The organism is Thioalkalivibrio versutus (assembly GCF_001999325.1).
In the GTDB taxonomy this organism is placed as follows: domain Bacteria; phylum Pseudomonadota; class Gammaproteobacteria; order Ectothiorhodospirales; family Ectothiorhodospiraceae; genus Thioalkalivibrio; species Thioalkalivibrio versutus.
Genome location: NZ_MVAR01000019.1, coordinates 63,648 through 88,794, shown reverse-complemented (window position 1 = coordinate 88,794; position 25,147 = coordinate 63,648). Strand labels below are relative to the sequence as shown.

Annotated in this window: 24 protein-coding genes; 20 read left to right on the top strand and 4 right to left on the bottom strand. The window is 65.0% G+C overall.

Translation table 11 applies throughout. The features are described 5' to 3' along the window. Positions 1-28: 28 nt before the first annotated feature. From gyrB to dnaA, 4 genes are all read right to left on the bottom strand, one after another. Positions 29-2,458: a DNA topoisomerase (ATP-hydrolyzing) subunit B gene (gene gyrB, locus B0684_RS07830; RefSeq protein ID WP_018168802.1), complete on the bottom strand. Its 2,430-nt coding sequence runs from the start codon at positions 2,456-2,458 to the stop codon at positions 29-31. A 115-nt stretch (positions 2,459-2,573) separates the two neighbouring features. Further along, positions 2,574-3,656 carry a DNA replication/repair protein RecF gene (gene recF, locus B0684_RS07825; RefSeq protein ID WP_026312995.1) on the bottom strand — a complete coding sequence of 361 codons (1,083 nt, stop codon included), beginning with the start codon at positions 3,654-3,656 and terminating at the stop codon, positions 2,574-2,576. Positions 3,657-3,669: 13 nt separating this feature from the next. Then, positions 3,670-4,773 carry a DNA polymerase III subunit beta gene (dnaN, locus tag B0684_RS07820; RefSeq protein ID WP_018175925.1) on the bottom strand — a complete coding sequence of 368 codons (1,104 nt, stop codon included), beginning with the start codon at positions 4,771-4,773 and terminating at the stop codon, positions 3,670-3,672. A gap of 242 nt (positions 4,774-5,015) precedes the next feature. After that, a complete protein-coding gene (dnaA, locus tag B0684_RS07815; RefSeq protein WP_018168799.1) occupies positions 5,016-6,389 on the bottom strand; it encodes a chromosomal replication initiator protein DnaA in 1,374 nt (457 codons plus the stop codon). Positions 6,390-6,544: 155 nt separating this feature from the next. On the opposite strand from dnaA, the gene rpmH reads away from it, so the two are divergent. From rpmH to glmS, 20 genes are all read left to right on the top strand, one after another. Then, positions 6,545-6,679 carry a 50S ribosomal protein L34 gene (gene rpmH, locus B0684_RS07810; RefSeq protein WP_018141118.1) on the top strand — a complete coding sequence of 45 codons (135 nt, stop codon included), beginning with the start codon at positions 6,545-6,547 and terminating at the stop codon, positions 6,677-6,679. Positions 6,680-6,701: 22 nt separating this feature from the next. Next, on the top strand, positions 6,702-7,055 hold the full coding sequence (rnpA, locus tag B0684_RS07805) for a ribonuclease P protein component (RefSeq protein ID WP_026312994.1): 354 nt from the start codon (positions 6,702-6,704) through the stop codon (positions 7,053-7,055). After that, the gene (gene yidD, locus B0684_RS07800; RefSeq protein ID WP_047251849.1) at positions 7,052-7,309 is read left to right on the top strand and encodes a membrane protein insertion efficiency factor YidD; all 258 of its coding nucleotides are present in this window, start codon (positions 7,052-7,054) and stop codon (positions 7,307-7,309) included. The genes rnpA and yidD overlap by 4 nt, the downstream gene beginning before the upstream one ends. Before the next feature lie 8 nt (positions 7,310-7,317). Next, positions 7,318-9,018 carry a membrane protein insertase YidC gene (gene yidC / locus B0684_RS07795; RefSeq protein ID WP_038084433.1) on the top strand — a complete coding sequence of 567 codons (1,701 nt, stop codon included), beginning with the start codon at positions 7,318-7,320 and terminating at the stop codon, positions 9,016-9,018. A gap of 6 nt (positions 9,019-9,024) precedes the next feature. Then, positions 9,025-10,341: a tRNA uridine-5-carboxymethylaminomethyl(34) synthesis GTPase MnmE gene (gene mnmE, locus B0684_RS07790; protein WP_018175923.1), complete on the top strand. Its 1,317-nt coding sequence runs from the start codon at positions 9,025-9,027 to the stop codon at positions 10,339-10,341. A gap of 307 nt (positions 10,342-10,648) precedes the next feature. Further along, on the top strand, positions 10,649-12,523 hold the full coding sequence (gene mnmG / locus B0684_RS07785; RefSeq protein WP_018175922.1) for a tRNA uridine-5-carboxymethylaminomethyl(34) synthesis enzyme MnmG: 1,875 nt from the start codon (positions 10,649-10,651) through the stop codon (positions 12,521-12,523). Beyond that, on the top strand, positions 12,513-13,142 hold the full coding sequence (gene rsmG, locus B0684_RS07780; protein WP_018175921.1) for a 16S rRNA (guanine(527)-N(7))-methyltransferase RsmG: 630 nt from the start codon (positions 12,513-12,515) through the stop codon (positions 13,140-13,142). Before mnmG ends, rsmG begins: the two co-directional genes overlap by 11 nt. Beyond that, on the top strand, positions 13,139-13,894 hold the full coding sequence (locus B0684_RS07775) for a ParA family protein (protein WP_018168793.1): 756 nt from the start codon (positions 13,139-13,141) through the stop codon (positions 13,892-13,894). The genes rsmG and B0684_RS07775 overlap by 4 nt, the downstream gene beginning before the upstream one ends. Before the next feature lie 47 nt (positions 13,895-13,941). After that, the gene (locus B0684_RS07770; protein ID WP_018168792.1) at positions 13,942-14,784 is read left to right on the top strand and encodes a ParB/RepB/Spo0J family partition protein; all 843 of its coding nucleotides are present in this window, start codon (positions 13,942-13,944) and stop codon (positions 14,782-14,784) included. Between the two features lie 109 nt (positions 14,785-14,893). Further along, positions 14,894-15,280, top strand: coding sequence for an ATP synthase subunit I (locus tag B0684_RS07765; protein WP_018144955.1), 387 nt, complete (start codon positions 14,894-14,896; stop codon positions 15,278-15,280). Positions 15,281-15,311: 31 nt separating this feature from the next. After that, positions 15,312-16,154 (top strand): F0F1 ATP synthase subunit A, encoded by an 843-nt coding sequence (atpB, locus tag B0684_RS07760; RefSeq protein WP_026287973.1) that lies wholly within the window; start codon positions 15,312-15,314, stop codon positions 16,152-16,154. A 53-nt stretch (positions 16,155-16,207) separates the two neighbouring features. Next, the gene (atpE, locus tag B0684_RS07755; RefSeq protein ID WP_012983953.1) at positions 16,208-16,444 is read left to right on the top strand and encodes a F0F1 ATP synthase subunit C; all 237 of its coding nucleotides are present in this window, start codon (positions 16,208-16,210) and stop codon (positions 16,442-16,444) included. 54 nt (positions 16,445-16,498) lie between these two features. Next, positions 16,499-16,969, top strand: a complete 471-nt coding sequence (locus tag B0684_RS07750; protein ID WP_018144953.1) for a F0F1 ATP synthase subunit B — start codon at positions 16,499-16,501, stop codon at positions 16,967-16,969. A 9-nt stretch (positions 16,970-16,978) separates the two neighbouring features. Continuing rightward, on the top strand, positions 16,979-17,515 hold the full coding sequence (locus B0684_RS07745; RefSeq protein WP_077277005.1) for a F0F1 ATP synthase subunit delta: 537 nt from the start codon (positions 16,979-16,981) through the stop codon (positions 17,513-17,515). 13 nt (positions 17,516-17,528) lie between these two features. Then, entirely contained in the window at positions 17,529-19,070 is a 1,542-nt protein-coding gene (gene atpA / locus B0684_RS07740) for a F0F1 ATP synthase subunit alpha (RefSeq protein ID WP_018168790.1), read from the top strand. Positions 19,071-19,082: 12 nt separating this feature from the next. Then, positions 19,083-19,943 carry a F0F1 ATP synthase subunit gamma gene (gene atpG / locus B0684_RS07735; RefSeq protein WP_018168789.1) on the top strand — a complete coding sequence of 287 codons (861 nt, stop codon included), beginning with the start codon at positions 19,083-19,085 and terminating at the stop codon, positions 19,941-19,943. A 58-nt stretch (positions 19,944-20,001) separates the two neighbouring features. After that, on the top strand, positions 20,002-21,378 hold the full coding sequence (gene atpD / locus B0684_RS07730; protein WP_018144949.1) for a F0F1 ATP synthase subunit beta: 1,377 nt from the start codon (positions 20,002-20,004) through the stop codon (positions 21,376-21,378). A 13-nt stretch (positions 21,379-21,391) separates the two neighbouring features. Beyond that, entirely contained in the window at positions 21,392-21,811 is a 420-nt protein-coding gene (locus B0684_RS07725; protein ID WP_018144948.1) for a F0F1 ATP synthase subunit epsilon, read from the top strand. A 127-nt stretch (positions 21,812-21,938) separates the two neighbouring features. Then, positions 21,939-23,273, top strand: a complete 1,335-nt coding sequence (glmU, locus tag B0684_RS07720; RefSeq protein ID WP_018175920.1) for a bifunctional UDP-N-acetylglucosamine diphosphorylase/glucosamine-1-phosphate N-acetyltransferase GlmU — start codon at positions 21,939-21,941, stop codon at positions 23,271-23,273. A gap of 3 nt (positions 23,274-23,276) precedes the next feature. Then, positions 23,277-25,127, top strand: a complete 1,851-nt coding sequence (glmS, locus tag B0684_RS07715) for a glutamine--fructose-6-phosphate transaminase (isomerizing) (protein WP_018168787.1) — start codon at positions 23,277-23,279, stop codon at positions 25,125-25,127. Positions 25,128-25,147 lie beyond the last annotated feature (20 nt).

Here is a 25,147-nt window from a genome sequence, read left to right as displayed (position 1 = left end):
GATTCGTCGTACCGTGGCAGCGAGTACGTCAGATATCGACGTTCTCGGCACTGAGGGCTCGCGACTCGATAAATTCGCGACGCGGCTCGACCTGATCGCCCATCAGGGTGGTGAAGATTTCGTCGGCACGGATGGCATCTTCGACCCGGACCTGGAGCAGGCGGCGGGATTCGGGGTTCATCGTGGTGTCCCAAAGCTGGTCGGGATTCATCTCGCCTAGGCCCTTGTAGCGCTGGGTTGCCAGCCCGCGGCGGCCCTCCTGCAGGAGCCATTCCATGGCTTCGGAAAAGCCCTCGATCACGTGGACGCGTTCCCCGCGCTTCATGTACGCACCTTCGTCGAGAAGGGCGTTAAGACGGGCGGACAGGTCGAGTACTGCCTGAAAATCACGCGATGCCAGGGTGTCATCGGTGATGTACTGCGACAGGGCGGCGCCGTGTTCGATGCGGTCCAGGCTCAGCTGTGCCGTGCCTTCATGCTGGGTCACCGGCCCCAGGCTGTAGCGGGTTGCACCCGCCTTGTCGCTGGATAGATTCTCCAGGATGCGGGCAAACCACGCCTGAACCGCAGCGTTAGTCACGCTTCGGGGCTCGGGGATCGCATCAGCCTCGAGCATCGCCCAAAGGATGCGCGAGTCGTACATCCGGCCCAGGCGCTGCACGGCGCGCGCGGCCTTTTGATAGCCCTTCACCAGGTCCTCGAAGGCCTCGCCGGTAATCGGAGGTGCATCCGGGCTGGGATAGAGCGCGGCGCCGTCCAGTGCGAGGGAGATCACGATCTCGCCCATTTCGGCCTCGTCGCGCACGTACTGCTCGCGCTTGCCACGCTTGATCTTGTACAGCGGCGGCTGCGCGATATATACGTGGCCGCGCTCGATCAGTTCCGGCATCTGGCGGAAGAAGAAGGTCAGAAGCAGGGTACGGATATGGGAGCCGTCCACGTCCGCGTCAGTCATGATGATAATGCGGTGATAACGCAGCTTGTCCGGATCGTACTCTTCCTTGCCAATACCGCAGCCCAGCGCCGTGATGAGCGTGCCCACCTCGGCTGAACCCAGCATACGGTCAAAGCGCGCGCGCTCGACATTCAGGATCTTGCCCTTGAGCGGCAGGATCGCCTGGAAATGGCGGTCACGACCCTGCTTGGCCGAACCGCCGGCGGAGTCACCCTCGACCAGGTAGAGCTCGGACTGAGCCGGGTCCTTCTCCTGACAGTCGGCCAGCTTGCCCGGCAGACCGGCAATATCCAGCGCTCCCTTGCGGCGGGTGACCTCACGCGCCTTGCGGGCGGCCTCGCGCGCTCGCGCGGCATCCAGCACCTTCTCGGTGATGGCCTTGGCTTCCTGCGGGTGTTCCAGCAGGAAATTGTTGAGGGCGTCCGACAGCACGCTTTCAACGATCGGCTTGACCTCGGAGGAAACCAGCTTGTCCTTGGTCTGCGACGAGAACTTGGGGTCCGGCACCTTGACCGAGAGCACGGCCGTGAGGCCTTCGCGCATGTCGTCGCCCGCCGTGGCGACCTTGGCCTTCTTGATCAGGCCCTCGTTCTCCAGGTACTGATTGATCGTGCGCGTCAGCGCGGCGCGAAAGCCCGCCATGTGCGAGCCACCGTCGCGCTGCGGAATGTTGTTGGTGTAGCAGAAGATGTTCTCCTGGTAGGAGTCATTCCACTGCAGGGCAATTTCGACTGCGTAGTCCTCGCGCATCTGGTCGGCGTAGACGACCGTGGGATGCAGCGCGGTTTTCTTCTGGTTCAGGTGTTCGACGAAGGCACGGATACCGCCTTCGAAGACAAAGGTCTCCTCGCGGTTGTCCCGGTGGTCGCGCAGCGTGATGCGCACGCCCGAGTTGAGGAACGACAGCTCCCGCAGGCGCTTGGCGAGGATCTCGTAGTGAAAATTGATGTCGGTGAAGATGGTCGGGCTGGGGCGAAACCAGATCTTCGTTCCGTTGCGCTCCGTGGTGCCGGTCACCGCCAGCGGCGCATCCGGGACGCCGAGGTGATAGATCTGTTCGTGGCGCTGACCATCCCGGTGGATCTCCAGGCGGAGCTCTTCCGACAGGGCATTCACCACCGAGACACCCACGCCGTGCAGGCCGCCGGAGACCTTGTAGGAGTTGTTGTCGAACTTCCCGCCTGCATGCAGGACAGTGAGGATGACCTCTGCGGCCGACATACCCTCTTCTTCGTGGATATCCACGGGAATGCCGCGACCGTTGTCCGTGACGGAGACCGCATTGTCCTCGTGGATCGTGACCTCAATACTGTCGCAGTGACCTGCCAGCGCCTCGTCGATCGAGTTATCGACCACCTCGAAGACCATGTGGTGCAGGCCTGTGCCGTCATCGGTGTCACCGATGTACATGCCCGGTCGCTTGCGAACGGCATCCAGGCCCTTGAGGACGCGGATCTGAGAGGAATCGTAGACGGAGGGATCTTGGGCTTCAGTTTCGGACATTCGGGTCAGTCATCCGGCCAGTTGCAGACACGCCAGTATAGCGCAAAGGCGGGGGGCACCGGTGAGGTCACGTACTGGGGTCCAGGAGGGCGACGAGACCCAAGGCCCGGGCGCATCAGGCTGGGGGTTCGGGGGTTACGCGACCATGTTTCACGTGGAACAATTGCCCTGCGGTATCCCCTGCCAGCCCAGGGATATCATCCCCCACAGCGGTCACCAGGATCTGCCAGCCCGACGCACACAACCCGGACATCAACCCCTCCACTGCCTCGCGATCCAGCTCCGACACTACATCGTCCAGCAACATCACCGGCGCCCGCCCGGTCTCGGCCTCGAGCATCCATGCCTGCCCGCCCACGAGAGCCGTAACCAATCGCTTTTGTTCGCCCCGGGAGGCCTCGGCGGCGAGACGACCCGATAGCCGCAAATCAATGTCGGCCCGCTGCGGCCCCGCCTGCGCGAAGCCCCGTTCTTCGTCGCCCTCCCGACTACGCTCCAGCGCCTCGCTCAGGCTCCTTTCCCGGTCCCAGCCCATCCGCGGATTCAAGTTCAAATCGGCTAACCGCTCGCCGAATCCGAACTGCCGGGCGGCCTCCATAGTCGCCGCCTGCCAGGACTCCACGTAACGACGCCGCGCGTCACTGATCGCCTCGCCGAATTCCAGCCAGGGTCGCTCAAACTCGCGAGCCCCCGCGCGGTCCCCCACGCGCAAGGCGGCATTACGTTGGTCATGGGCCCGCTTCCAGCGCTGCCACTGGCCCCGGTACCCCGGGATCGCATGGAAGCACCCCCAGTCCAGCAAGCGCCTGCGCTCTTCCGGTCCACCCGTCAACAATTCGAAGGAGCCCGCATGCAGCGTACGCGCCGGCAACCACTCGGCCACCGCCGCGTGGCCTTCCATCCAGCGGCCATCAAGCCGCGACCGGCGAGTACCATCCCAGCTAATCCCCAGCCGATGGGAGCCCCCGGCCGGATCCTTCACCACTGCCCCAATCCACAACCCTTCGGCTCCGCTCCGCCCAACACGACGTAATTGCTGAGTACGGAACGAGCGCCCAGCCGCGAGGATATGCACTGCTTCGAGAATGGAGGTTTTCCCTGCACCATTCGGCCCGACCAGCCGGTTGATTCCCGGCCCCAACGTCAAGGCCTGTTCCTCAAGGTTGCGGACCCCCTGCCACCACAGCGACTCCAGCACGCAGACCCCGGAACTACAGGCGCATCGGCATCACCACGTAGCGCGCCCCGCCCGGTGGTTCCGCCTGAATCAGGATCGACGAGTTCCCGTCACGCAGCCCGATGCGAACCTGCTCGGTCTCCAGGACATTCAGCACGTCCGCCAGGTACCCAAGGTTGAACCCGATCTCCATTGGCCCCCCGTCGTACTCCGCCTCGACCGACTCCTGGGCCTCTTCACGATCGGCGTTGTGGGTCATCACCTGGCAACCGTTCTTCCCCAGGGCCATGCGTACGCCGCGATACTTGTCACTCGCCACAATCGCCACCCGGCCCAACGCCTGTTTCAGAACTTCCCGGTCGACCCGCAACGTGGAGGGAAGATCCGAGGGGATGACCCGTTCGTAGTCCGGGAAGCGCCCCTCGATCACCTTGCTGCGCAGGACCGCTTTGCCCAGTTCGAATACGACCTGGTCTTCCCCGAAGCCGATCCGGACCGTCGATTCGTCGTCGGCCAGATTTCGTCGCAACTCCGCCACGGCCTTGCGCGGGACAATGCGTTCAACCCGGCCCTCGACCGGGTGCTCGAGTTCCACCTCGGCCAGCGCCAAGCGATGCCCGTCCGTCGCGACCGCCCGCAGACTGGTCCCGCTGGCTACCAAGAGCAAACCCTGGAGGTAGTAACGCACGTCCTGCTGCGCCATCGAAAACATCGTCGCTTCCAGCAGACGTCGCAGCCGGTTCTGGGGTACATCGAGCACGACCTCCGACCCTCGCGCCTCCCAGTCGGGGAAGTCCGCGCCGGGCAGGGTCGCCAGGCTGAAGCGCGAACCGGCGAATCCCACGGTCATGCGTTCGCCTTCCACCCGAGCCCGAATCTCGCTGTCCCCTGGGGCCGCCTTCACGACGTCCAACAGCTTGCGCACCGATACGGTGACATCGCATTCGCCCGGGATGGTGCCTTCCGCACCTGCCTGCCAGGCGAGTTCGAGATCGGTGGTATCCATCCGGATCGCGCCGTTGTCATCCGGTCGCAGACGCACATTTCCGAGGATCGGCATCGTCAATCGTTTTTCGGCCGCGCCCACAATCCGTTGCAGCGCTTCGGTCATCGTCTCGCGATTGAAAGACAGTTCCATGGCGATGTCCTGTATCTAGTGTTTAGATATTTAAATAGTAGTAATAAGGGGCACGTCGACCTGTGCAGGAAACCCAGATTTCTTTTTAAATTCAGTTATTTGTCGACACTTTTTGGCTCTCGCGAACCTCTGTGAAGCCTGTTCCCAACCTGTGGACAGTTTCGCGGTCCGCGTTTTCCACCTTTCCATACCGCAGTTGCACCCAGCTTATCCACAGCTTTGCCGACCATTGGACAGCCACTTCAGCTACTGAGAGTCCGCAGAAGATTCGAGTAGTCCTCGTCCAGGCTGGCGTCCGCCTCGCGGAGTTCGGCGACCTTCCGGCAGGCATGGATTACCGTGGTGTGATCGCGACCGCCGAAGGCCTGTCCGATCTCCGGTAGGCTGTGCTGGGTCAGTTCCTTTGCCAGGGCCATCGCGATCTGCCGCGGACGGGCAATCGATCGGCTGCGCCGGCTCGACAGCAGATCGGCCACCTTCACGCGATAGTAGTCCGCGACCGTCTTCTGGATATTCTCCAGTGTAATCAGTTTGTTCTGTACCGCGAGAAGGTCGCGCAGAGCGTCCTTGGCAAACTCGACGGTGATCGGTTTCCCGGTAAAGTGCGCGTTGGCGATCACCCGCCGCAGCGAGCCTTCCAGTTCGCGGATGTTGGAACGGATCCGCTTGCCCATGAAGAATGCGACCTCGGACGGGAGCTCGATCCCCGCCTGCTCCGCCTTGCGCTGGAGGATGGCCACCCGGGTCTCCAGTTCTGGCGGCTCGATCGCGATCGTCAGCCCCCAGCCGAAGCGTGACTTCAGGCGTTCCTCCAGCCCCTCGACCTCTTTCGGGTAGCGATCCGAGGTCAGGATGATCTGCTGCTGGCCCTCCAGCAGCGCGTTGAAGGTGTGGAAGAACTCCTCCTGGGAACGCTCCTTGCCGGCAAAGAACTGAATGTCGTCGATCAGCAGTGCGTCGGCGGAGCGGTAGTGCTGCTTGAACTCGTCGATCGCGTTGTGCTGCAGCGCCTTGATCATGTCCGCCACGAAGCGCTCGGAGTGCAGATAGATGATCCGCCCTTCGGGGTGCCGGGCCAGGATGCTGTGCCCGATGGCATGCATCAAGTGGGTCTTGCCGAGCCCGACCCCGCCATAGATGAACAACGGGTTGTAGGCCACCCCGGGGTTTTCCGCGACCTGGAGGCTGGCTGCGCGCGCGAGCTGGTTCGACTTGCCCTCGACGAAGCTGTCGAAGGTGAAGGCCGGGTTCAGGTTACTCACGGGCCCTTGGGGGCGTGGCGCAGTGCTGGCGCTCTTGTCTGCAGCACCGCGTTCGTGGCGGGACTCGCGACCACTGGGGGTCGGCGGGACCGGAATCTGCGCACCGCCAATCCCGAGTCGCACGCGGCGCCCGTCCTGCTCGCCCACCGGCTGCAGCTCGCCCACGGTCTGCTCGATCGATTCCAGCAGGTGATCGCGCACGTGCTCGAACACAAACTGGTTCGGCGCGAGCAGTCGCAGCCCGCCTTCGGACTCTTCGGCATGAAGCGGCCGCAGCCAGGTGTTGAGTTGCTGTTCGCTGACCTTCCCCTGCAGGCGATCCAGACAGGCTGTCCACAGGGCATTGGCTGACACGCGTTCGTCTCCGGGGCGACGGGGGAATTGGAAGCCACCGAGTCTACGCCGATGGGGGTACCCGGTGCCAGCGACTTGCCGACCCTCGAGATTGACTTTGCGTCCGGATGGCGCTAGTTTTCACCGCCCTTTAACCAAGCGTCACGGGAACTCTCATGAAGCGCACTTTTCAACCCAGCCGGCTCGTTCGCGCCCGCACGCATGGCTTCCGGGCCCGCATGGCCACCCGTGGTGGTCGCAAGGTCCTGAACGCCCGTCGCGCCAAGGGCCGCAAGCGCCTTTGCCCGTAGTCCGGGCGGCGCGCCGGCTCCCGTGACCGCGGCGCCAGCTAGCGAGACCTTTCCGCGCCGCGTCCGTCTGTTGACCGGTGCGGATTATCAGCGCGTCTTCAAGGACGCCCGGCGCCAGCGCGGTCGCGATCTGACCCTGCTCTATCGCCCTTCGGAATCTGGCGAGGCACGCCTGGGCCTTGCGATTGGCAAGCGGCATGTCCGCCAGGCATCGGACCGCAACCGGATCAAGCGCATCGTGCGCGAGGCCTTCCGCCGGCGGCGGGCCCACCTGCCACCGGTCGACATGATCGTGCTGGCCCGAGGCGGCGCGGCGACCATGGACCGCCGCGCCCTGCGCGCCGAGATCGACAGCCTGCTGGAACGTCTGCAATGACTCTGCCACGCAAGATTGCCCTGTTGCCCGTCCGGGCCTACCAGTACGGCATCTCGCCGTTCATGGCGCCCCATTGTCGGCATTACCCGACGTGCTCGGCCTATACCGTCGAGGCGGTCGAGACTCACGGGGTCCTGCGGGGCTTTTGGCTCGGTTTGCGCCGCATCCTGCGCTGCCATCCCTGGTCGCCCGGTGGCTATGACCCGGTCCCGCACCCGCGTTCCGATACTCCCAGCACTCGACCCTCAAAGTAGTCGCGCTCATGGATAACCTTCGCCCCCTTTTGTGGCTGACCCTGGCCTTTGTCCTGTTCCTGATGTGGCAGGCCTGGAACCAGGATTACGGCAGCACATCCCAGCCGGACACCGCCGCCGAGCGCGCCGCGGAGGACCCCGATGCCCGTCCGGAGGACGTGCCGGATGCGCCGCAATTCGAGTCGGAACCGGACACGCGGGCGGCAGACGCCCCGCAAGTGAGCACCCTGCAGGAGCCGGACCGTCAGCAGATCACCGTGCGTACCGATACCCACGAGATCCTGATTGACACCCGCGGGGGCACGCTGCTGCGCGCCGACCTGCTGCAGTATCCACGGGACCTGCAGGACGATCCGCTGGTGCCGGTCCGCCTGTTCGACCATCGCGTGCGCGGCTATGTCGCCCAGAGTGGTCTGACCCACGACCGGGTGAACGACCAGTCGATGGAGGGGCGCGCACCGTCGCACCACGCCAATTTCCAGGTCGACCAGGACCGCTTCGAGCTCGCCGACGGGCAGGAACAGCTCGAGGTCCCGCTGCGCTGGGTCTCCGACGATGGCGAAATCGAGGTCACCAAGACCTACACCTTTACCCGTGGCTCGCATCTGATCGAGCTGGACTACGAGGTCCACAACCGGTCCGATTCCACCTGGAGCGGTCGCCAGTACCGACAGCTCCGCCACGGGCCGACGCCGGATCGGGAGTCCTGGTGGCTGTACACCTTTACCGGAGCGGCCTATTTCGATGGCAGCTACCAACGCGAAAGCTTCGAATCGTTCCGCGACGACCCCATTCAGGCACGCATCCAGGGCGGCTGGATCGCGATGATTCAGCACTACTTCGTTTCCACCTGGGTCCCGGGTGAGGACGAGGTCAATGCGCTGTACGCCCGTGCCGTGCCCAGCGATCTGGGTGACGAGTATCTGATTGGCCTGCACTCCGAATCGCGCCAGATCGCAGCGGGGAGCAGCGGCGAGTTCTCCACCCGCTTGTGGGTCGGACCCAAGCTCCAGGCAGAGCTCTCCGAGATCGCCCAGGGCCTGGAGCTTACGGCCGACTACGGGATCTTCACGTTCCTGTCCAAGCCGTTGTTCTGGCTGCTGGACAAGATCCACGCCTTCGTGGGCAATTGGGGTTGGTCGATCGTCATCCTGACCATCCTGATCAAGCTGGCCTTCTTCAAGCTCTCCGCCACCAGCTACCGTTCCATGGCGCGCATGCGCAAGGTCGCGCCCAAGCTGCAGGCACTGAAGGAACGCTACAAGGACGACAAGCAGCGCATGAACCAGGCGCTGATGGACCTGTACAAGAAGGAGAAGATCAACCCGCTGGGTGGCTGTCTCCCGATCCTGGTGCAAATCCCGGTGTTCATCGCCCTGTACTGGGTGCTGCTGGAGAGTGTCGAACTGCGCCAGGCGCCCTGGTGGCTGTGGGTGCAGGATCTGTCCTCGCGCGATCCGTACTTCATTCTGCCGATCCTGATGGGCGTGTCGATGTTCGTGCAGTACAAGCTGAACCCGCCGCCGATGGACCCGGTGCAGCAGAAGATCTTCATGGCGCTGCCGTTCGTGTTCACCGTGTTCTTCGCCTTCTTCCCGGCGGGTCTGGTGCTGTACTGGTTCACCAACAACCTGTTCTCCATCGCCCAGCAGTGGTACATCACGCGCAAGATCGAGAGCGGCGAGGACCCGGACAAGCAGAAGAGCTGACGCTCCGTGACCGTGACGGACACCATCGTCGCGGTCGCCACCCCGCCGGGGGTGGGCGGTATCGGTGTGGTCCGTCTGTCGGGTCCGCAGGCCCTGCCCATCGCCCAGCGCCTGACCCGACGCGCGCAGCTCCTTCCACGCCACGCCCACTACGGCAGCTTCATTGATCCGGCGACTGGCGAGCCGCTGGACGACGGTCTGATCCTGTCCTTCCCGGGCCCGCACTCCTACACCGGCGAGGACGTGATCGAGTTGCAGGGCCACGGCAGCCCGGTCTTGCTGGAGGCGATCGTCGCCGCCGCGGTGGATCTCGGCGCGCGTCGTGCCCGACCGGGGGAGTTCACCGAGCAGGCCTTCCTCAACGGCCGACTCGACCTGGCGCAGGCGGAGGCGGTGGCCGATCTGATCCACGCCCAGACCGAGCAGGCCGCCAGGCTTGCGCGATCCAGCCTGGACGGCGCCCTGGCGACCGAACTCGAACCGGTCTCGCGCGCGATCCGCGACCTGCGTGTGGTCATCGAGGCGGAGATCGACTTCGGCGAGACCGATCTCGAGTCGGAGGCTGCCGCCGATATCGCACGCCGTGCCGACACCCTCCACACGACCATCCGCGAACTCCTCGAACGACTGCGTCCGGCGCGTTACTTTGCCCAGGGCTTGCGCCTGGCCCTGGTCGGCGCCCCGAATGTCGGCAAGTCCAGCTTGATGAACCGTTTGGCCGAGAGCGAGGTCGCGATTGTCACCGATCGCCCCGGGACCACTCGCGACGTCCTGCGTTCGCCGATTGCGATCCACGGGATACCGGTCGAACTGATCGACACCGCCGGGCTGCACGCGAGTGAGGATCCGGTGGAGAAGATCGGCATGGAGCGGGCGCGGGAGGCGGCCACCGGGGCTGACTTGATCCTGGAGCTGCGCGATCTCACGCGTCCGGATGCGGCCCCCGACTTGGCGGCCCCGGCGGAAATCCCGCGACTGACCGTCTGGAACAAGATGGACTGCGTCGCCGACTCCACCCGAGCGGACCACGGGCTCAGGATCTCTGCACGGACCGGGGCAGGAGTCGACGCGCTCAAACAGGCGATCGTCGAGCGCCTGGGCGTGAGCGAGGGTGGCCAGCAACGCTTCAGCGTGCGCGCGCGCCATCTGGACGGCCTGCGTACGACGGCCACGCATCTCGCCGCGATCGACGCCGCCGCGCCCCCGGACTTGATCGCCGAAGAGCTGCGTCTGGCCGAGCGCGCCCTGGACGCTCTCCTCGGTCGCCAGGACCACGAGGCCCTGCTGGGCGAGATCTTCGCCGGCTTCTGCATCGGCAAGTAGTCCCCGTCATTGCGAGGCCCCGAAAGGGGCCGCGGCAATCGCCCGCCGCGACCACCGGATTTCGCGGCCCGACGTCATGCCAGCTTCCGGAGATTGCTTCGCTTTGCTCGCAATGACGGGGGGCGCTGGAAGCGGCCTCTGCTGCCCATCACGGCCGAAGCCGCCGCGGCACGCCCGGAAAACCATTTGGCCCGGGGGCCGCTTCGCGCTCGCGTAACTCCCTGCTAGAATTCCGATTTTCGTGCCCGGACCATAAGCGGCGCGAATTGCACTCACAGGCCGGACCGTCGGCCGGGATAGCAGGACCATGGCGAACTCCTTTGATGTCATCGTGATTGGCGGCGGGCACGCCGGCACCGAGGCTGCCTTGGCCGCGGCGCGCGGCGGTGCGCGCACACTGCTGCTGACCCACAACATCGAGACCATCGGCCAGATGAGCTGCAACCCGGCCATCGGCGGGATCGGCAAGGGCCACCTGGTCAAGGAGATCGATGCCCTGGGGGGCGTCATGGGCCGCGCAGCGGACGCCGCCGGCATCCATTTCCGCATCCTCAATCGACGCAAGGGCCCGGCCGTGCGCGCGACCCGCGCCCAGTCGGACCGGCAGCTCTACCGCCAGGCCATCCGCCAGTTCGTCGAGGCCGAGCCGAACCTGCAGATCTTTCAGCAGCCGGTGGCCGATATCACCCTGGACGGCGACCGGGTCACCGGCGTGGTCACCGAGGGCGGCATTGCATTCGACGCCCGCGCCGTGGTGCTGACCGTGGGTACCTTCCTCAATGGCCAGATGCACACCGGGCTCACCCAGCAGCCCGGCGGGCGCGCGGGCGATCCGCCGAGCACCCGCCTGGCGGCGCGCCTGCGCGAGATGGCCTTTGCCGTCGGGCGGCTCAAGACCGGCACGCCGCCGCGCATCGACGGGCGCAGCGTGGATTTCTCGCGGCTCGAGCCGCAGCCGGGCGATGACCCGCGCCCGGTCTTTTCCTTCATCGGCTCGACCGACGACCACCCGGCCCAGCGCCCCTGCCATATCGCGCGCACCAGCGAGAAGACCCACGACCTGATCCGGGCGAACCTCGACCAGGCGCCGATGTACTCCGGCCAGATCGACAGCACCGGCCCGCGCTATTGCCCCTCGATCGAGGACAAGGTGGTGCGCTTTGCCGACAAGACCAGTCACCAGGTCTTTGTCGAGCCGGAAGGCCTCACCACCCACGAGCTGTACCCCAACGGGATCTCCACCTCGTTGCCGTATGCGATCCAGGTCCCCCTGGTGCAGAGCATTGCCGGCTTCGAGAACGCGCGCATCACACGCCCCGGCTACGCGATCGAATACGACTACTTCGATCCCCGCGGCCTGCGCCCGACGCTGGCCACGCGCGAGCTCGGAAACCTGTTCTTTGCCGGCCAGATCAACGGCACCACCGGCTACGAGGAGGCCGCTGCCCAGGGTCTGGTCGCCGGGCTCAATGCCGCGCGGCTGGTGCAGGACGCCGCGCCGTGGATCCCGCAGCGCTCCGAGGCCTACATCGGTGTGCTGATCGACGACCTGGTGACCCGCGGCACCCAGGAGCCCTACCGCATGTTCACCTCGCGCGCCGAGTACCGGCTGTTGCTGCGCGAGGACAATGCCGATCTGCGCCTGACCCCGGTCGGGCGCGAGTACGGGCTGGTCGACGACGCCCGCTGGACGCGCTTCGAGACCCGTGCCGCGGCCATCGGGACCGAGATGACCCGACTCGGACAAACCCGCCCGGACCGCGACCAGCGAACCCGCCCGGCCCTGATCGACTTGCTGGGCAAGGCGCCGGATCCGGATGCCACGCTGCTCGACCTGCTGCGCCGCCCCGAGGCCGATTACGATGGCTTGATGCATGCGCTGCCCGACCTGGATGTCGGCTGCACGCCCGACGTGCGCGAGCAGGCGGAGATCCAGGCCAAGTACGCCGGCTACATCGAGCGTCAGCAGGCCGAGATCGACCGCCAGGCGAAGGCCGAGCAGACCGCCCTCCCGGACAGCCTCGACTATGCCCGGGTCCACGGGCTGTCGAACGAGATCCGGCAGAAGCTGGCGGAATTCCGCCCCCATACCCTGGCCCAGGCGCAGCGCATCCCGGGCGTGACCCCGGCCGCGCTGTCGGCGTTGGCCGTGCACCTGAAGCAGCGCGCCAGTGGCGAGTAACGACTGGCGCGCGGCCCTGGCCGCCGTGGCCGGGGACTGGGCGCTGGACCCACCGGCCATCGAGGCCCTGGCGATTTATTTGGAACAGCTCGGGCGCTGGAACCGCGTGCACAACCTGACCGCGGTGCGTGACCCCGCGCAGTGGATTCGCCGGCATATCCTCGACAGCCTGACGTTGCGCCCGTATCTTCACGGGGACCGGGTGCTGGATGTCGGGACCGGCGCCGGGCTGCCTGGTTTCGTGCTCGCGGCCACCGAGCGCGAACGCGAATTCTGCCTGCTCGACAGCGCGGCCAAGCGCATCCGCTTCCTGCGGAACGTGATCGGACTCGCCCGGCTGTCCGGGGTCGAGGCCGTGCATGTACGGATCGAGGATTTCCAGCCCTCCGCGCCCTATACCACGGTGCTGGCGCGGGCGTTCAAGGCCCCGGCCGACATGGTCTCGCGGGTCGCGCCACAGGTGGCCGACGGGGGCCGCGTGCTGGCCATGCTGGGTCAGCGCTCGGTCGTCGCCGAACCGCTCCCGGCCCCGTGGTCGTACCGAAGCGTGGACCCGGTTACCATTCCCGGCGAGACCGCCGAGCGGCACATCGCCATTATCGAGAGAGCCGACCCGTGACCGATACGCTGGCCATCACCAATCAGAAGGGCGGAGTGGGCAAGACCACTACCTGCGTGAACCTTGCCGCCTCGCTCGCCCGCCTGGGCAAGCGCGTGCTGGTGGTGGACATGGACCCGCAGGGCAACGCGACCACCGGTTCGGGCGTCGACAAGCACGCCGATGACCCAACCTCCTGCGAGGTCCTGCTGGGCCAGGCCACGGTGGCCGAGGCCGCCCACCGAGTGGAGGCCGGCTATGACCTGGTCCCGGCCAACGGCGACCTGACCGTGGCCGAGGTGCGGCTGATGGAGGCCGAGCGCCGTGAATACCGGTTGCAGGAGGCGCTGGCACCGGCCCGGGCAAACTACGACCACATCCTGGTCGATTGCCCGCCGTCGCTGAACCTTTTGACCGTCAACGGCCTGGTCGCGGCCGATGGTGTGGTGATCCCGATGCAGTGCGAGTACTACGCACTGGAGGGGTTGACCGCCCTGATGCGCACCATCGAGAGCATCCAGCGCGGTCCCAACCCCAAGCTGCGTATCTCGGGCCTGCTGCGCACGATGTTCGATCCACGCAATCGTCTTTCCGGGGATGTCTCGGCACAGCTCACCGGCCACTTCGGCGATCGCGTGTTCCGAACCGTGATCCCGCGCAACATCCGCCTGGCCGAGGCACCCAGTTTTGGCCAGCCGGCCTTGTTGTATGATGCCTCCTCGCGCGGGGCCGTGGCGTACCTGGCCCTGGCCGGCGAGATGTTGCGGCGCTGAACGCCGCCTGTTACCCCCTTACCGACTGCCTGCAGGAACGATCAACCATGGCGAAACGAGGACTGGGCCGAGGCCTGGATGCCCTGCTCTCCGGCGCCCAGGCCGGTGGTGACGACAGCGACAGTTTGGAGCAGCTCCCGATCGAGCAGATCCGGCGTGGCAAGTATCAGCCCCGGGTCCACATGGCGGAGGCGGCGCTGGCCGAGCTGGCAGACTCGATCCGAGCCCAGGGCATCGTGCAGCCGGTCGTCGTGCGGCGCCTGGACGAGGGCTATGAGCTGATCGCCGGCGAGCGCCGCTGGCGTGCCGCCCAGATCGCGGGCCTGGAGACCGTCCCGGCGGTGGTCCGCGACATCCCCGATCAGGCCGCCGCGGCGATGGCACTGATCGAGAACATCCAGCGCGAGGATCTGAACCCGCTGGAAGAGGCGCAGGCCATCCGCCGCCTGATCGGCGAATTCGAGATGACTCACCAGGCCGCGGCCGACGCGGTCGGCCGCTCGCGCACTGCGGTCACCAACCTGCTGCGCCTGCTGGAACTCCACGACACGGTGAAGGACCACGTCAACGAGGGGCGCCTGGAGATGGGCCACGCCCGCTGCCTGCTGGCGGTGCCCCTGGACGACCAGCCCGGGGTGGCCGCGACCGTGGTCAAGCGCGGGCTCTCGGTGCGCGCGACCGAGCAGCTGGTCAAGAAGATCCTCGCCGCGACCCCGGAGCCGAAGAAGGATGCCGGACCCTCGCCCGAGGTGCGGCAACTGGAGAGCCGTCTCTCCGACCAGCTGGGCGCCGCGGTCCAGGTTCGCTACAACCGCCAGGGCAAAGGCCGTCTGGTCATCGAATACAACAGCCTCGACGAGCTCGATGGCATCCTCGCCCACATCCAGTAACTCTCTGAGCGGCCTGGCCGATGGCCCCGAATGCCGTTTGACGCAGTAGAAGGGCGCTCTTATACTACGCGCACTTTTTGGGAGAGGGGTGGGTGTGCCCATCCGCTGAATGACACCGCGACGCTTCAGACACGCCTTACAATCGCTAGGTCTGCAGCTCGCCTTAACGCTGATACTGTCGGGCCTGCTTCTGGCCCTGTTCCCCCCGATCGTGGCGATCTCGGCTGCGGTGGGCGGCATCACCGCGACGCTCGGCAACGCCGTGGCCGCGGTTGTTGTGTTTCGGGCCTACCGTTCCGATCAGGTGGGCTCGCTGACCGCCCGCATGATGGGCGCCCAGATGGGACGACTGGCAATCATCGCGGTGGCATTCGGGGTGGCGTTCGCTTACCTGGACGAGCCGGACTTACTGGCGTTGTTCGGCATCTTCCTCCTGGTGCACCTGGCCCCCTTGTGGTGGCTGCACCGGGTTTCTGATCAAGCAATGACGAGATAACTGCATGGCTTCAGAAAGCGGACTGCCCACGATGGAAGAGCACATTGCTCACCATCTGACGAATCTTACCTTCGGACTCCACCCCGAGAAGGGGATGAGCTTCGCCACCACCAGCACCGAAGCCGCCGAAATGGGCTTCTGGGCGATCCACGTCGACTCCATGCTGTGGTCGATCGCACTCGGGCTGCTGTTCATCCTCACGTTCCGTGCCGCGGCCAAGAAGGTCACCGCCGGCGTCCCGGGCGGCTGGCAGAATTTCGTCGAAATGATGATGGACTTTGTGAACGACAACGTCCGTGGCTCGTTCAAGCACAAGAACGACATGGTCGCGCCGCTCGCGCTGACCATCTTCGTCTGGATATTCCTGCTCAACCTGATGGACCTCGTGCCGGTCGACCTGATCCCGCACATCGCCTATCTGCTGGGTATCCCGTACTTCAAGATCGTGCCGACTACGGATATCAACGTGACCGCGGGCCTGGCGCTCGGTGTGTTCATCCTGATCATCTACTACTCGCTCAAGATCAAGGGCCCGGTGGGTTTCATCAAGGAACTGACGGGCATCCCGTTCCAGACCAACATCGTGTACATCAAGCCGTTTTTCTGGGTGATCAACTTCGTCCTGGAGTTTATCAACCTGCTGGCCAAGCCGGCCTCGCTCGCCCTGCGACTGTTCGGCAACCTGTACGCCGCGGAGATGATCTTCATCCTGATCGGTGTCATGTACTCTGCGGGCCTGATCCTGGGTCTGGCCGGTGGTGTGCTGCACGTGGGCTGGGCGATCTTCCACATCCTCGTGGTGCCGCTGCAGGCCTTCATCTTCATGGTGCTGACCGTCGTCTACATCGACATGGCGTACAGCGAAGACCACTGATTTCGACTTCCCTACTCAACTGACTGTTTCAACACTCGACTGGAGATACAAAAATGGAAATGGCTAACGCTCTGATCGTCCTGGCTGGCTCGCTGCTTCTGGGTCTGGCCGCTGTCGGCGCCGCCATCGGCGTGGGTACCCTCGGTGGTCGCTTCCTGGAAGGCGCCGCGCGTCAGCCGGAACTGATCCCGATGCTGCGCACCCAGTTCTTCATCGTGATGGGTCTGACCGACGCCGTGCCGATGATCGGCGTGGGTATCGGCCTGTACGTCCTGTTCGCCCTGGGTTAATAAGGCTGAGCGAGTCCCGAGGTCCCCTCCACTCGTCCAACCTGAGGTAGCAGGATGAATATCAATCTGACCATCATTGGCCAGCTGCTCGCGTTCAGCGTCTTCGTGTGGTTCACGATGCGCTACGTCTGGCCGCCCATGTCCGCCGCCCTGGAAGAACGTCGCAAGAAAATTGCCGACGGCCTGGCAGCCGCGGAACGTGGCGAGAAAGAGCAGGAGCTCGCCCAGGAGCGTGCGACCGAGGTCCTCAAGGAGGCCAAGCAGCAGGCCAACGAGATCGTGGCCTCTGCGCAGAAGCGCGCCAACGACGTGGTTGAGGAAAGCAAGTCCACGGCCCACGAAGAAGGCGAACGCATCAAGCAGGCGGCGCACGCCGAGATCGAGCAGGAGATCAACCGCGCGAAGGAAGAGCTGCGCAAGCAGGTCTCCGAGCTGGCGGTTGCCGGTGCCGAGCAGATCCTGGCCAAGGAAATCGACGCCAAGGCGCACGGCGATCTGCTCAAGAAGCTCTCGGCCAAGCTGTAAGGAGACGTTATGTCAGACCTGATTTCGGTCGCCCGACCCTACGCTCGCGCAGCTTTCGAGCGGGCCCGCGAGGCCAAGGATCTCGCCGGCTGGGCCGAGCAGCTCGAATTGCTGGCGGCGATCGCCCGCGATTCGCAGATGCACAGTCTCCTCTCCAACCCGCGGGTCCCGCGGCCGGACCGGGCACAGCTCGTGCTCGACGTGGCCGGTGACAAGGTGGGGCCCGAGGCGGGGAACCTCGTTCGCCTGCTGGCCGAAAACGGCCGGCTGCCCGCCCCCCCCGCCGTGAGCGATGCCTTTGCCGAATTGAAGGCCGCGGCCGAGCACCGCGTCCATGCCGACGTGATTGCCTTTCGCAAGCTCACCCAGGCGCAGGAGAAAGAGATCCACGACGCCCTGGCCCAGGGCCTGGGCTGCGAAGTCGATCTCGAGCATTCGGTCGACAGCGCCCTTCTTGGAGGGGCCATCATCCGCGCCGGCGACCTGGTAATCGACGGCTCCGTGCGAGGCCAGCTGAACCGCCTGGCTGCCAATTTGAGTCGCTAAGAGGATATTTAACATGCAACTGAATCCCTCCGAGATCAGTGATCTGATCAAACAGCGCATCGAGAAATTCGATGCCTCGTCCGAGGCCTCCAACGAGGGCACCGTGGTCAGCGTGACCGACGGTATCGCCCGCGTCCACGGTCTCGGTGACGTCATGCAGGGCGAGATGCTCGAGTTCCCGGGCGACACCTTCGGTATGGCGCTTAACCTTGAACGCGACTCTGTGGGCGTCGTGATCCTGGGCGACTACAAGCACATCTCCGAGGGCCAGACGGTCAAGTGCACCGGCCGCATCCTCGAAGTGCCGGTTGGCGAGGCGCTGCTGGGTCGGGTAGTCGATTCCCTGGGTCGTCCGATCGACGGCAAGGGCCCGATCGAAAGCGACATCACCAGCCCGATCGAAAAGATCGCGCCCGGTGTTATCGAGCGGAAGTCGGTCGACCAGCCGCTGCAGTCCGGTATCAAGGCGATCGACGCCATGGTCCCGGTCGGTCGCGGCCAGCGCGAGCTGATCATCGGCGACCGCCAGACCGGCAAGACCGCCGTCGCGATCGATGCGATCATTAACCAGAAGGACTCCGGCGTTAAGTGCGTCTACGTCGCGGTTGGCCAGAAGGCCTCCTCGGTCGCCTCCGTGGTGTCCAAGCTGGAAGAAGCGGGCGCGATGCAGAACACCATCATCGTGGCCGCCAATGCGTCGGAGTCGGCGGCGATGCAGTTCATCGCCCCGTACGCCGGCTGCGCGATGGGCGAATACTTCCGCGATCGCGGCGAAGACGCGCTGATCGTCTACGATGACCTCACCAAACAGGCCTGGGCCTACCGTCAGGTCTCCCTGCTCCTGCGTCGTCCGCCGGGTCGTGAGGCCTACCCGGGTGATGTCTTCTACCTGCATTCGCGTCTGCTGGAGCGTGCCTCGCGTGTGAACGCCGAGTACGTTGAAGAGAAGACCAACGGTGAAGTGAAGGGCAAGACCGGTTCTCTGACCGCGTTGCCGATCATCGAGACCCAGGCGGGTGACGTCTCCGCGTTCGTTCCGACCAACGTGATCTCGATCACCGACGGTCAGATCTTCCTCGAGACCGATCTGTTTAACTCCGGTATTCGCCCGGCGATCAACGCCGGTCTGTCGGTGTCCCGAGTCGGTGGTGCCGCCCAGACCAAGATCATCAAGAAGCTGGGTGGCGGCGTGCGTCTGGCGCTGGCGCAATATCGTGAGCTGGCGGCGTTCTCGCAGTTTGCCTCCGATCTGGACGAACTGACCCGCAAGCAGCTGGATCGCGGTAAGCGCGTGACCGAGCTGATGAAGCAGGGTCAGTACCAGCCGATGTCCATCGGCGAGATGGCCTTTTCGCTGTACGCCGCGAACGAGGGCTTCCTCGACGACGTCGAGGCCGACAAGATCGTGAGCTTCGAGAAGGAACTGATCGCCTACGCGCGTTCCTCCCAGAAGGAGCTCCTGGACGAAATCAACAGCACTGGCGACTACAACGACTCCATTCAGGAAAAGCTGAAAAGCGCCCTGGAAGAGTTCAAGGCCAAGCACAGCTGGTAACGGGAGCACGCAATGGCGGGCACTAAGGAGATCCGGACGCAGATCAAGAGTATCAAGAATACTCAGAAGATCACCAAGGCGATGGAAATGGTCGCCGCGTCCAAGATGCGCAAGGCCCAGGACCGCATGCAGGAGTCCCGGCCTTACGCACAGAAGATCCACGACGTGATCGGTCACGTCGCGATGGCGAATGCGGAGTACAAGCATCCGTTCATGGTGGAACGCGAGGTCAAGCGCGTCGCGCTGATCATCGTGTCGACCGACCGTGGTCTTTGCGGCGGGTTGAACACCAACCTGTTCAAGAAGGCCGTGATCGAGATGCGTCGCTACCGCGACGAGGGCGTCGAGGTCGATCTGTGCGTGATCGGGAGCAAGGCGCTGCAGTTCTTCAAGCGCCTGGGCGGCAACATCGTGGCCGAGTCCAAGGATCTCGGGGACCGTCCGCACATCAATGACCTGATCGGTTCGATCAAGGTCGTGCTGGACAACTTCCGCGACGGCAAGGTCGATCGCGTGGTGCTGCTCGAGAACAAGTTCGTCAACACCATGACGCAGCAGGCCCAGGCCACGCAGTTGCTGCCGACGGCGCCTAGCCGCGACGAATCGCTCAAGCACCACTGGGATTACATCTACGAGCCCGACACGCATCCGGTGATGGATACGCTGCTCGAGCGCTATGTCGAGTCCCTGATCTATCAGGCGGTGGTCGAGAACGTGGCCTGCGAGATGGCCGCACGGATGGTCGCGATGAAGTCGGCCTCCGACAACGCCGGCACGATGATCAAGGACCTGCAGCTCGTCTACAACAAGGCGCGCCAGGCTGCGATCACCCAGGAGATCTCCGAGATCGTCGGCGGCGCGGCTGCGGTCTAGCGCCCACCGGCACGAATCGGTCGACTCGGCACGAATTACGACTTACGAGGATGAACAAATGAGTTCTGGAAAGATTGTCGAAATCATCGGCGCCGTCGTGGACGTGGAATTCCCCCACGGCGAAGTGCCCAAGATCTACGACGCGCTGACCCTGGAAAACGGTCTGACCCTGGAAGTCCAGCAGCAGTTGGGCGACGGCGTGGTACGTACCATTGCCATGGGCACGACCGAGGGCGTGAAGCGTCAGACCGCGGTTACCGCCACGGGCAAGCCGATCTCCGTGCCGGTCGGCAAGGGGACCCTGGGTCGGGTGATGGATGTCCTCGGTCGTCCGGTGGACAACGCCGGTGATGTGGAGGCCCAGGAGACCTGGTCGATCCACCGCGCCGCCCCGACCTTTGACGAGCAGGCGGGCTCGACCGAGCTGCTGGAAACTGGCATCAAGGTCATTGACCTGCTGTGCCCCTTCGCGAAGGGCGGCAAGGTCGGCCTGTTTGGTGGGGCCGGCGTGGGCAAGACCGTTAACATGATGGAGCTGATCCGTAATATCGCGATCGAGCACTCCGGTTATTCGGTGTTTGCGGGTGTCGGGGAGCGTACTCGTGAGGGCAACGACTTCTACCACGAGATGAAGGACTCCAACGTCCTCGACAAGGTGGCCCTGGTCTATGGCCAGATGAACGAGCCGCCGGGTAACCGTCTGCGCGTAGCGCTGACCGGTCTGACCATGGCCGAGTTCTTCCGTGACGAAGGCCGTGACGTGCTGATGTTCATTGACAACATCTACCGTTACACCCTGGCCGGTACCGAGGTCTCGGCGCTGCTGGGTCGTATGCCCTCCGCGGTGGGCTACCAGCCGACCCTGGCGGAAGAGATGGGTGTGCTGCAGGAGCGAATCACCTCGACCAAGAAAGGCTCGATCACTTCCATCCAGGCCGTCTACGTGCCGGCGGATGACTTGACCGACCCGTCCCCCGCCACCACCTTCGCGCACCTGGATGCCACGGTCGTGCTGTCGCGCCAGATCGCCGAGCTGGGCATCTACCCGGCAGTGGACCCGCTGGACTCGACCTCGCGTCAGCTGGACCCGCAGATCATCGGACAGGAACACTACGACACCGCGCGCGCCGTGCAGGGTACCCTGCAGCGCTACAAGGAGCTGAAGGACATCATCGCGATCCTCGGCATGGACGAGTTGTCTGAAGATGACAAGCTGGCTGTGGCCCGTGCGCGAAAGATCCAGCGCTACCTGTCGCAGCCGTTCTTCGTTGCGGAAGTCTTCACCGGAGCCCCGGGTAAGTACGTCTCCCTGAAGGACACCATCCGGGCGTTCAAGGCCATCGTGGACGGCGAGTACGATCATCTGCCGGAGCAGGCCTTCTACATGGTCGGCACGATCGAAGAAGCTGTCGAGAAGGCCGAGAAGCTCGGCTAAGGAGCAAGGCGTTATGCCCATGAATATGCATGTGGATGTGGTCAGTGCGGAGGAGTCGATCTACTCCGGTACGGCCCTGATGATCGCCGCACCCGCCGAAGGGGGCGAGGTCGGCGTGTATGCCGGGCATACGCAGATGCTCGCCCGGCTGAATCCGGGTGAACTGCGCATCCTGGAAAAGGAAGGCGCGGAGCCGCAGCCGGTGTTCGTGTCCGGCGGCATCCTCGAGGTGCAGCCGTACCATGTGACCGTTCTGGCGGACACTGCGGTGCGCGCGAAGGATCTTGACGAGGCCGAGGCCATCGAGGCGAAGAAGCGTGCGGAGGAGGCGCTGGCCAACTCCAAGGCCGATTTCGACTACGCCAAGGCCCAGGCCGAGCTGGTCGAGGCGGCGGCGCGCCTGCAGATGATCCAGAAGCTGCGCCGGAAATAATCCGGCAAACTGCGACGGATGACTTACGCTAAGGGCCAACCATCTCGGTTGGCCCTTTATCATTGTACCCATGCCTGAATCCAAGCCCCTTCATATCGCGGTACTTGCAGCCGGCAAGGGGACGCGCATGCGTTCGCGCCGTCCGAAAGTCCTGCAAGCCCTTGCCGGCCGTCCCCTGCTGGCCCATGTCCTGGAAAGAGTTGCGGCGCTGGACGCCGCCGCCTGCCACGTGGTGGTAGGTCACGAGCAGGAGCGGGTGCGGGCGGCGTTCGCCGACTCCCCGCAAGCCTTGACCTGGGTCGACCAGGGGGAGCCTCGCGGGACCGGCCACGCGGTGTTTCGAGCCCTTGAAGCCATCCCGGACGCGGCACGTGTACTGGTGACCTATGGCGATGTGCCGCGCATTCCGATTCCCGACCTGGTGGCCTGTGCGGACGGCGATGGTGTCACGGTGCTGGCCGCCCGGGTCGTCGACCCGAGCGGCTATGGGCGCTTGATTCTGGATTCGTCGGGGCAACTTGAGCGGATCGTCGAGGACAAGGAGGCCAGTGCACGTGAACGTGCCGTGGACCTGATCAATACGGGTGTCCTTGCCGCCCCCGCGGGTGAGCTGCGCCGATGGCTGGCCGCCTGTGAACCACGGGTGACCGGACCACGCGAGTGGTACCTTACCGATGTCGTGGCGGCAGCGCGCGCCGACGGATGTGCCGTGGAGGTGGTGGAAAGCAGCGATTCCGCGGCAGTCCTCGGGGTGAACGACCGCGAGCAACTGGCAGTTCAGGAACGGCTGTACCAGGCGGCGCTTGGTGCAGGGTTGATGCGCGACGGTCTGGGCCTTGCCGACCCCGCGCGCCTGGATGTGCGCGGTGTTCTCACCTTCGGGCGCGACTGCCAGATCGATGTGAACGTCGTGATCGAGGGCACGGTGACGCTCTCGGACGATGTTTATATTGGACCCGGTTGCGTGCTGCGGGACTGCGACATCGGTTCCGGCACGCAGATCGCGGCGCATAGTGTCCTCGAGGGGGTGCGGGTTCATGCCGATGCGCGGATTGGACCGTTCGCCCGCCTGCGGCCCGGCACCGAACTGGGGACCGGGGCGCGCGTCGGCAACTTCGTCGAGATCAAGAATTCCACCCTGGGTGCCGGGGCCAAGGCGAACCACCTGACCTACGTCGGCGACGCCCAGATTGGCGCTGGCGCCAATCTGGGCGCGGGCACCATTACGTGCAACTATGACGGCGCCAACAAGCATCGCACCGAGATCGGCGAGCGCGCCTTTATCGGCTCCAATACGGCCTTGGTGGCTCCGATACGCATCGGGGACGACGCGACCGTGGGCGCAGGGTCAACCCTGTCCGACGACGTCGAGGCGGGCGCTCTCGCGCTGACTCGCGCCCGAGCCCGCACGATTCGCGACTGGCCGCGCCCGAAAAAGAGCGGTAACGACAAGGAGAAGTAATCGATGTGCGGTCTGGTTGCAGGCATTGGCGAACGAAACCTGGTCCCCGTTCTGGTCGAGGGTCTGCATCGCCTGGAATACCGGGGGTATGACTCCGCTGGCGTGGCCGTGGTCAACGACTGTGGCCTCTCGGACCTGCGTGCCATCGGCAAGGTTGCGGCCCTGGAGCAACGGATCGACGCCGCTGGGCTGGAGGGGCCGGTGGGCATCGCTCACACCCGCTGGGCGACGCACGGGGCTCCCACCGAAGAGAATGCCCATCCCCACCGTTCGCGCGACGGCCGCGTGGCCATCGTGCACAACGGCATCATCGAGAATCACGGCGACCTGCGTTCCCGGCTCGACGCCGCCGGCTGGCCCTGCGTATCCGCGACTGACAGCGAGGTGATCGCCCATCGTCTCGAGCAGGCCCTGGCACTGGGTTCGTCGCCGCTGGATGCGATGCGCAGCGCCTGTGCCGAGCTTCAAGGTGCCTACGCGATCGCGGCGGTCTTTGCGGACTTCCCCGACGAATTGATTGTTGCCCGCTCCGGGAGCCCGGTCCTGCTGGGCCTGGGCATTGGCGAGACCTTCGCCGCTTCCGACGTGCAGGCGCTGCTTCCGGTCACCCAGCGTTTCGTCGACCTGGAAGATGGAGACATTGCCCGGCTCACGCGCGACGGAGTCGAGATCCACGACGCCGCCGGAGAACGGGTTGAGCGCGGTATCCGCGAGAGTCGCTGCCAGGCGAGCATCGCGGACCGGGGCGAGTACCGCCATTTCATGCTCAAGGAGATCTACGAGCAACCCCACGCCCTGGAAGAAACCCTGTCGGGGCGCCTGGGCGAAGCCGGCATCCTCGAGAACATCCTCGGACCGGGCAGCGACGAGCGCTTGGCCGATGTCGCCGCCGTGCAGATCGTTGCCTGCGGAACGAGTTATCACGCCGGCATGGTCGCGGCCCACTGGATCGAGGAGCACCTGGGTCTTCCGGCCCGAGTCGAAGTCGCCAGTGAATATCGCTACCGGCGCCACGTCCTCGCCCCGGGCACCCTGCTGGTGGTGATCTCGCAGTCCGGCGAGACCGCCGATACCCTGGCGGTCCTACGTCAGTCCCAGGACGAGCCGTTCCTGGCGCGGCTGGCGATCTGCAACGTGCCCGAGAGCACGATGGCACGGGCGGCCGACCTGGTCCTGATGACCCATGCCGGACCCGAGATCGGCGTCGCATCCACCAAGGCGTTTACCACCCAACTGGCGGCTCTGGCCATCCTGGTCCTGCTGCTGGGTCAGGTCGCCAGCGCCGCCCGTATGCCCGCCGCCGCGCGGGCCGATGCGGTCGCGGCCCTGCGCAGTCTCCCCGATCAGGTGGCCCGTATCCTCGCGCTCGACACGCCTATTGCGCGGATCGCCGAGGGTCTTCTGGAGCGCCAGCATGCGCTGTTTCTCGGGCGTGGGGCCTATTTCCCGATTGCCCTGGAAGGCGCGCTGAAGCTGAAGGAAATCTCCTATATCCACGCCGAGGCCTACCCCTCCGGCGAGCTGAAACACGGTCCGTTGGCACTCGTGGATACCGAGATGCCGGTCGTGGCCGTCGCCCCGGACGATGCCCAGCTGGAGAAACTTTCCAGCAACCTGCAGGAGGTACGGGCCCGGGGCGGGCAGCTGATCGTCATTGGCGAATCCAACGCCGCGCGCGCGCTGGAACCCGAGGACACCTGGGTCGGTCTCCCGCAGAACGAGGCCCTCAGTCCCTGGCTGGCTCCGGTTCTGTTCACGGTCCCGCTTCAGTTGCTGGCTTACCATACGGCCGTGCTGAAGGGCACCGATGTGGATCAGCCGCGCAACCTCGCCAAATCGGTGACCGTGGAATAGTGTGCGGCGCCCCAACCGTT

Bases quoted from the DNA above. Each gene is read 5' to 3' on its own strand.
- glmU (WP_018175920.1), top strand. From the start codon at position 21,939: ATGCGTTCGCGCCGTCCGAAAGTCCTGCAAGCCCTTGCCGGCCGTCCC.
- rpmH (WP_018141118.1), top strand. From the start codon at position 6,545: ATGAAGCGCACTTTTCAACCCAGCCGGCTCGTTCGCGCCCGCACGCAT.
- yidC (WP_038084433.1), top strand. From the start codon at position 7,318: ATGGATAACCTTCGCCCCCTTTTGTGGCTGACCCTGGCCTTTGTCCTG.
- B0684_RS07750 (WP_018144953.1), top strand. From the start codon at position 16,499: ATGAATATCAATCTGACCATCATTGGCCAGCTGCTCGCGTTCAGCGTC.
- yidD (WP_047251849.1), top strand. From the start codon at position 7,052: ATGACTCTGCCACGCAAGATTGCCCTGTTGCCCGTCCGGGCCTACCAG.
- atpG (WP_018168789.1), top strand. From the start codon at position 19,083: ATGGCGGGCACTAAGGAGATCCGGACGCAGATCAAGAGTATCAAGAAT.
- B0684_RS07745 (WP_077277005.1), top strand. From the start codon at position 16,979: ATGTCAGACCTGATTTCGGTCGCCCGACCCTACGCTCGCGCAGCTTTC.
- mnmG (WP_018175922.1), top strand. From the start codon at position 10,649: ATGGCGAACTCCTTTGATGTCATCGTGATTGGCGGCGGGCACGCCGGC.
- B0684_RS07725 (WP_018144948.1), top strand. From the start codon at position 21,392: ATGCCCATGAATATGCATGTGGATGTGGTCAGTGCGGAGGAGTCGATC.
- B0684_RS07770 (WP_018168792.1), top strand. From the start codon at position 13,942: ATGGCGAAACGAGGACTGGGCCGAGGCCTGGATGCCCTGCTCTCCGGC.
- atpE (WP_012983953.1), top strand. From the start codon at position 16,208: ATGGAAATGGCTAACGCTCTGATCGTCCTGGCTGGCTCGCTGCTTCTG.
- glmS (WP_018168787.1), top strand. From the start codon at position 23,277: ATGTGCGGTCTGGTTGCAGGCATTGGCGAACGAAACCTGGTCCCCGTT.
- B0684_RS07765 (WP_018144955.1), top strand. From the start codon at position 14,894: ATGACACCGCGACGCTTCAGACACGCCTTACAATCGCTAGGTCTGCAG.
- dnaN (WP_018175925.1), bottom strand. From the start codon at position 4,773: ATGGAACTGTCTTTCAATCGCGAGACGATGACCGAAGCGCTGCAACGG.
- atpB (WP_026287973.1), top strand. From the start codon at position 15,312: ATGGAAGAGCACATTGCTCACCATCTGACGAATCTTACCTTCGGACTC.
- atpD (WP_018144949.1), top strand. From the start codon at position 20,002: ATGAGTTCTGGAAAGATTGTCGAAATCATCGGCGCCGTCGTGGACGTG.
- atpA (WP_018168790.1), top strand. From the start codon at position 17,529: ATGCAACTGAATCCCTCCGAGATCAGTGATCTGATCAAACAGCGCATC.
- gyrB (WP_018168802.1), bottom strand. From the start codon at position 2,458: ATGTCCGAAACTGAAGCCCAAGATCCCTCCGTCTACGATTCCTCTCAG.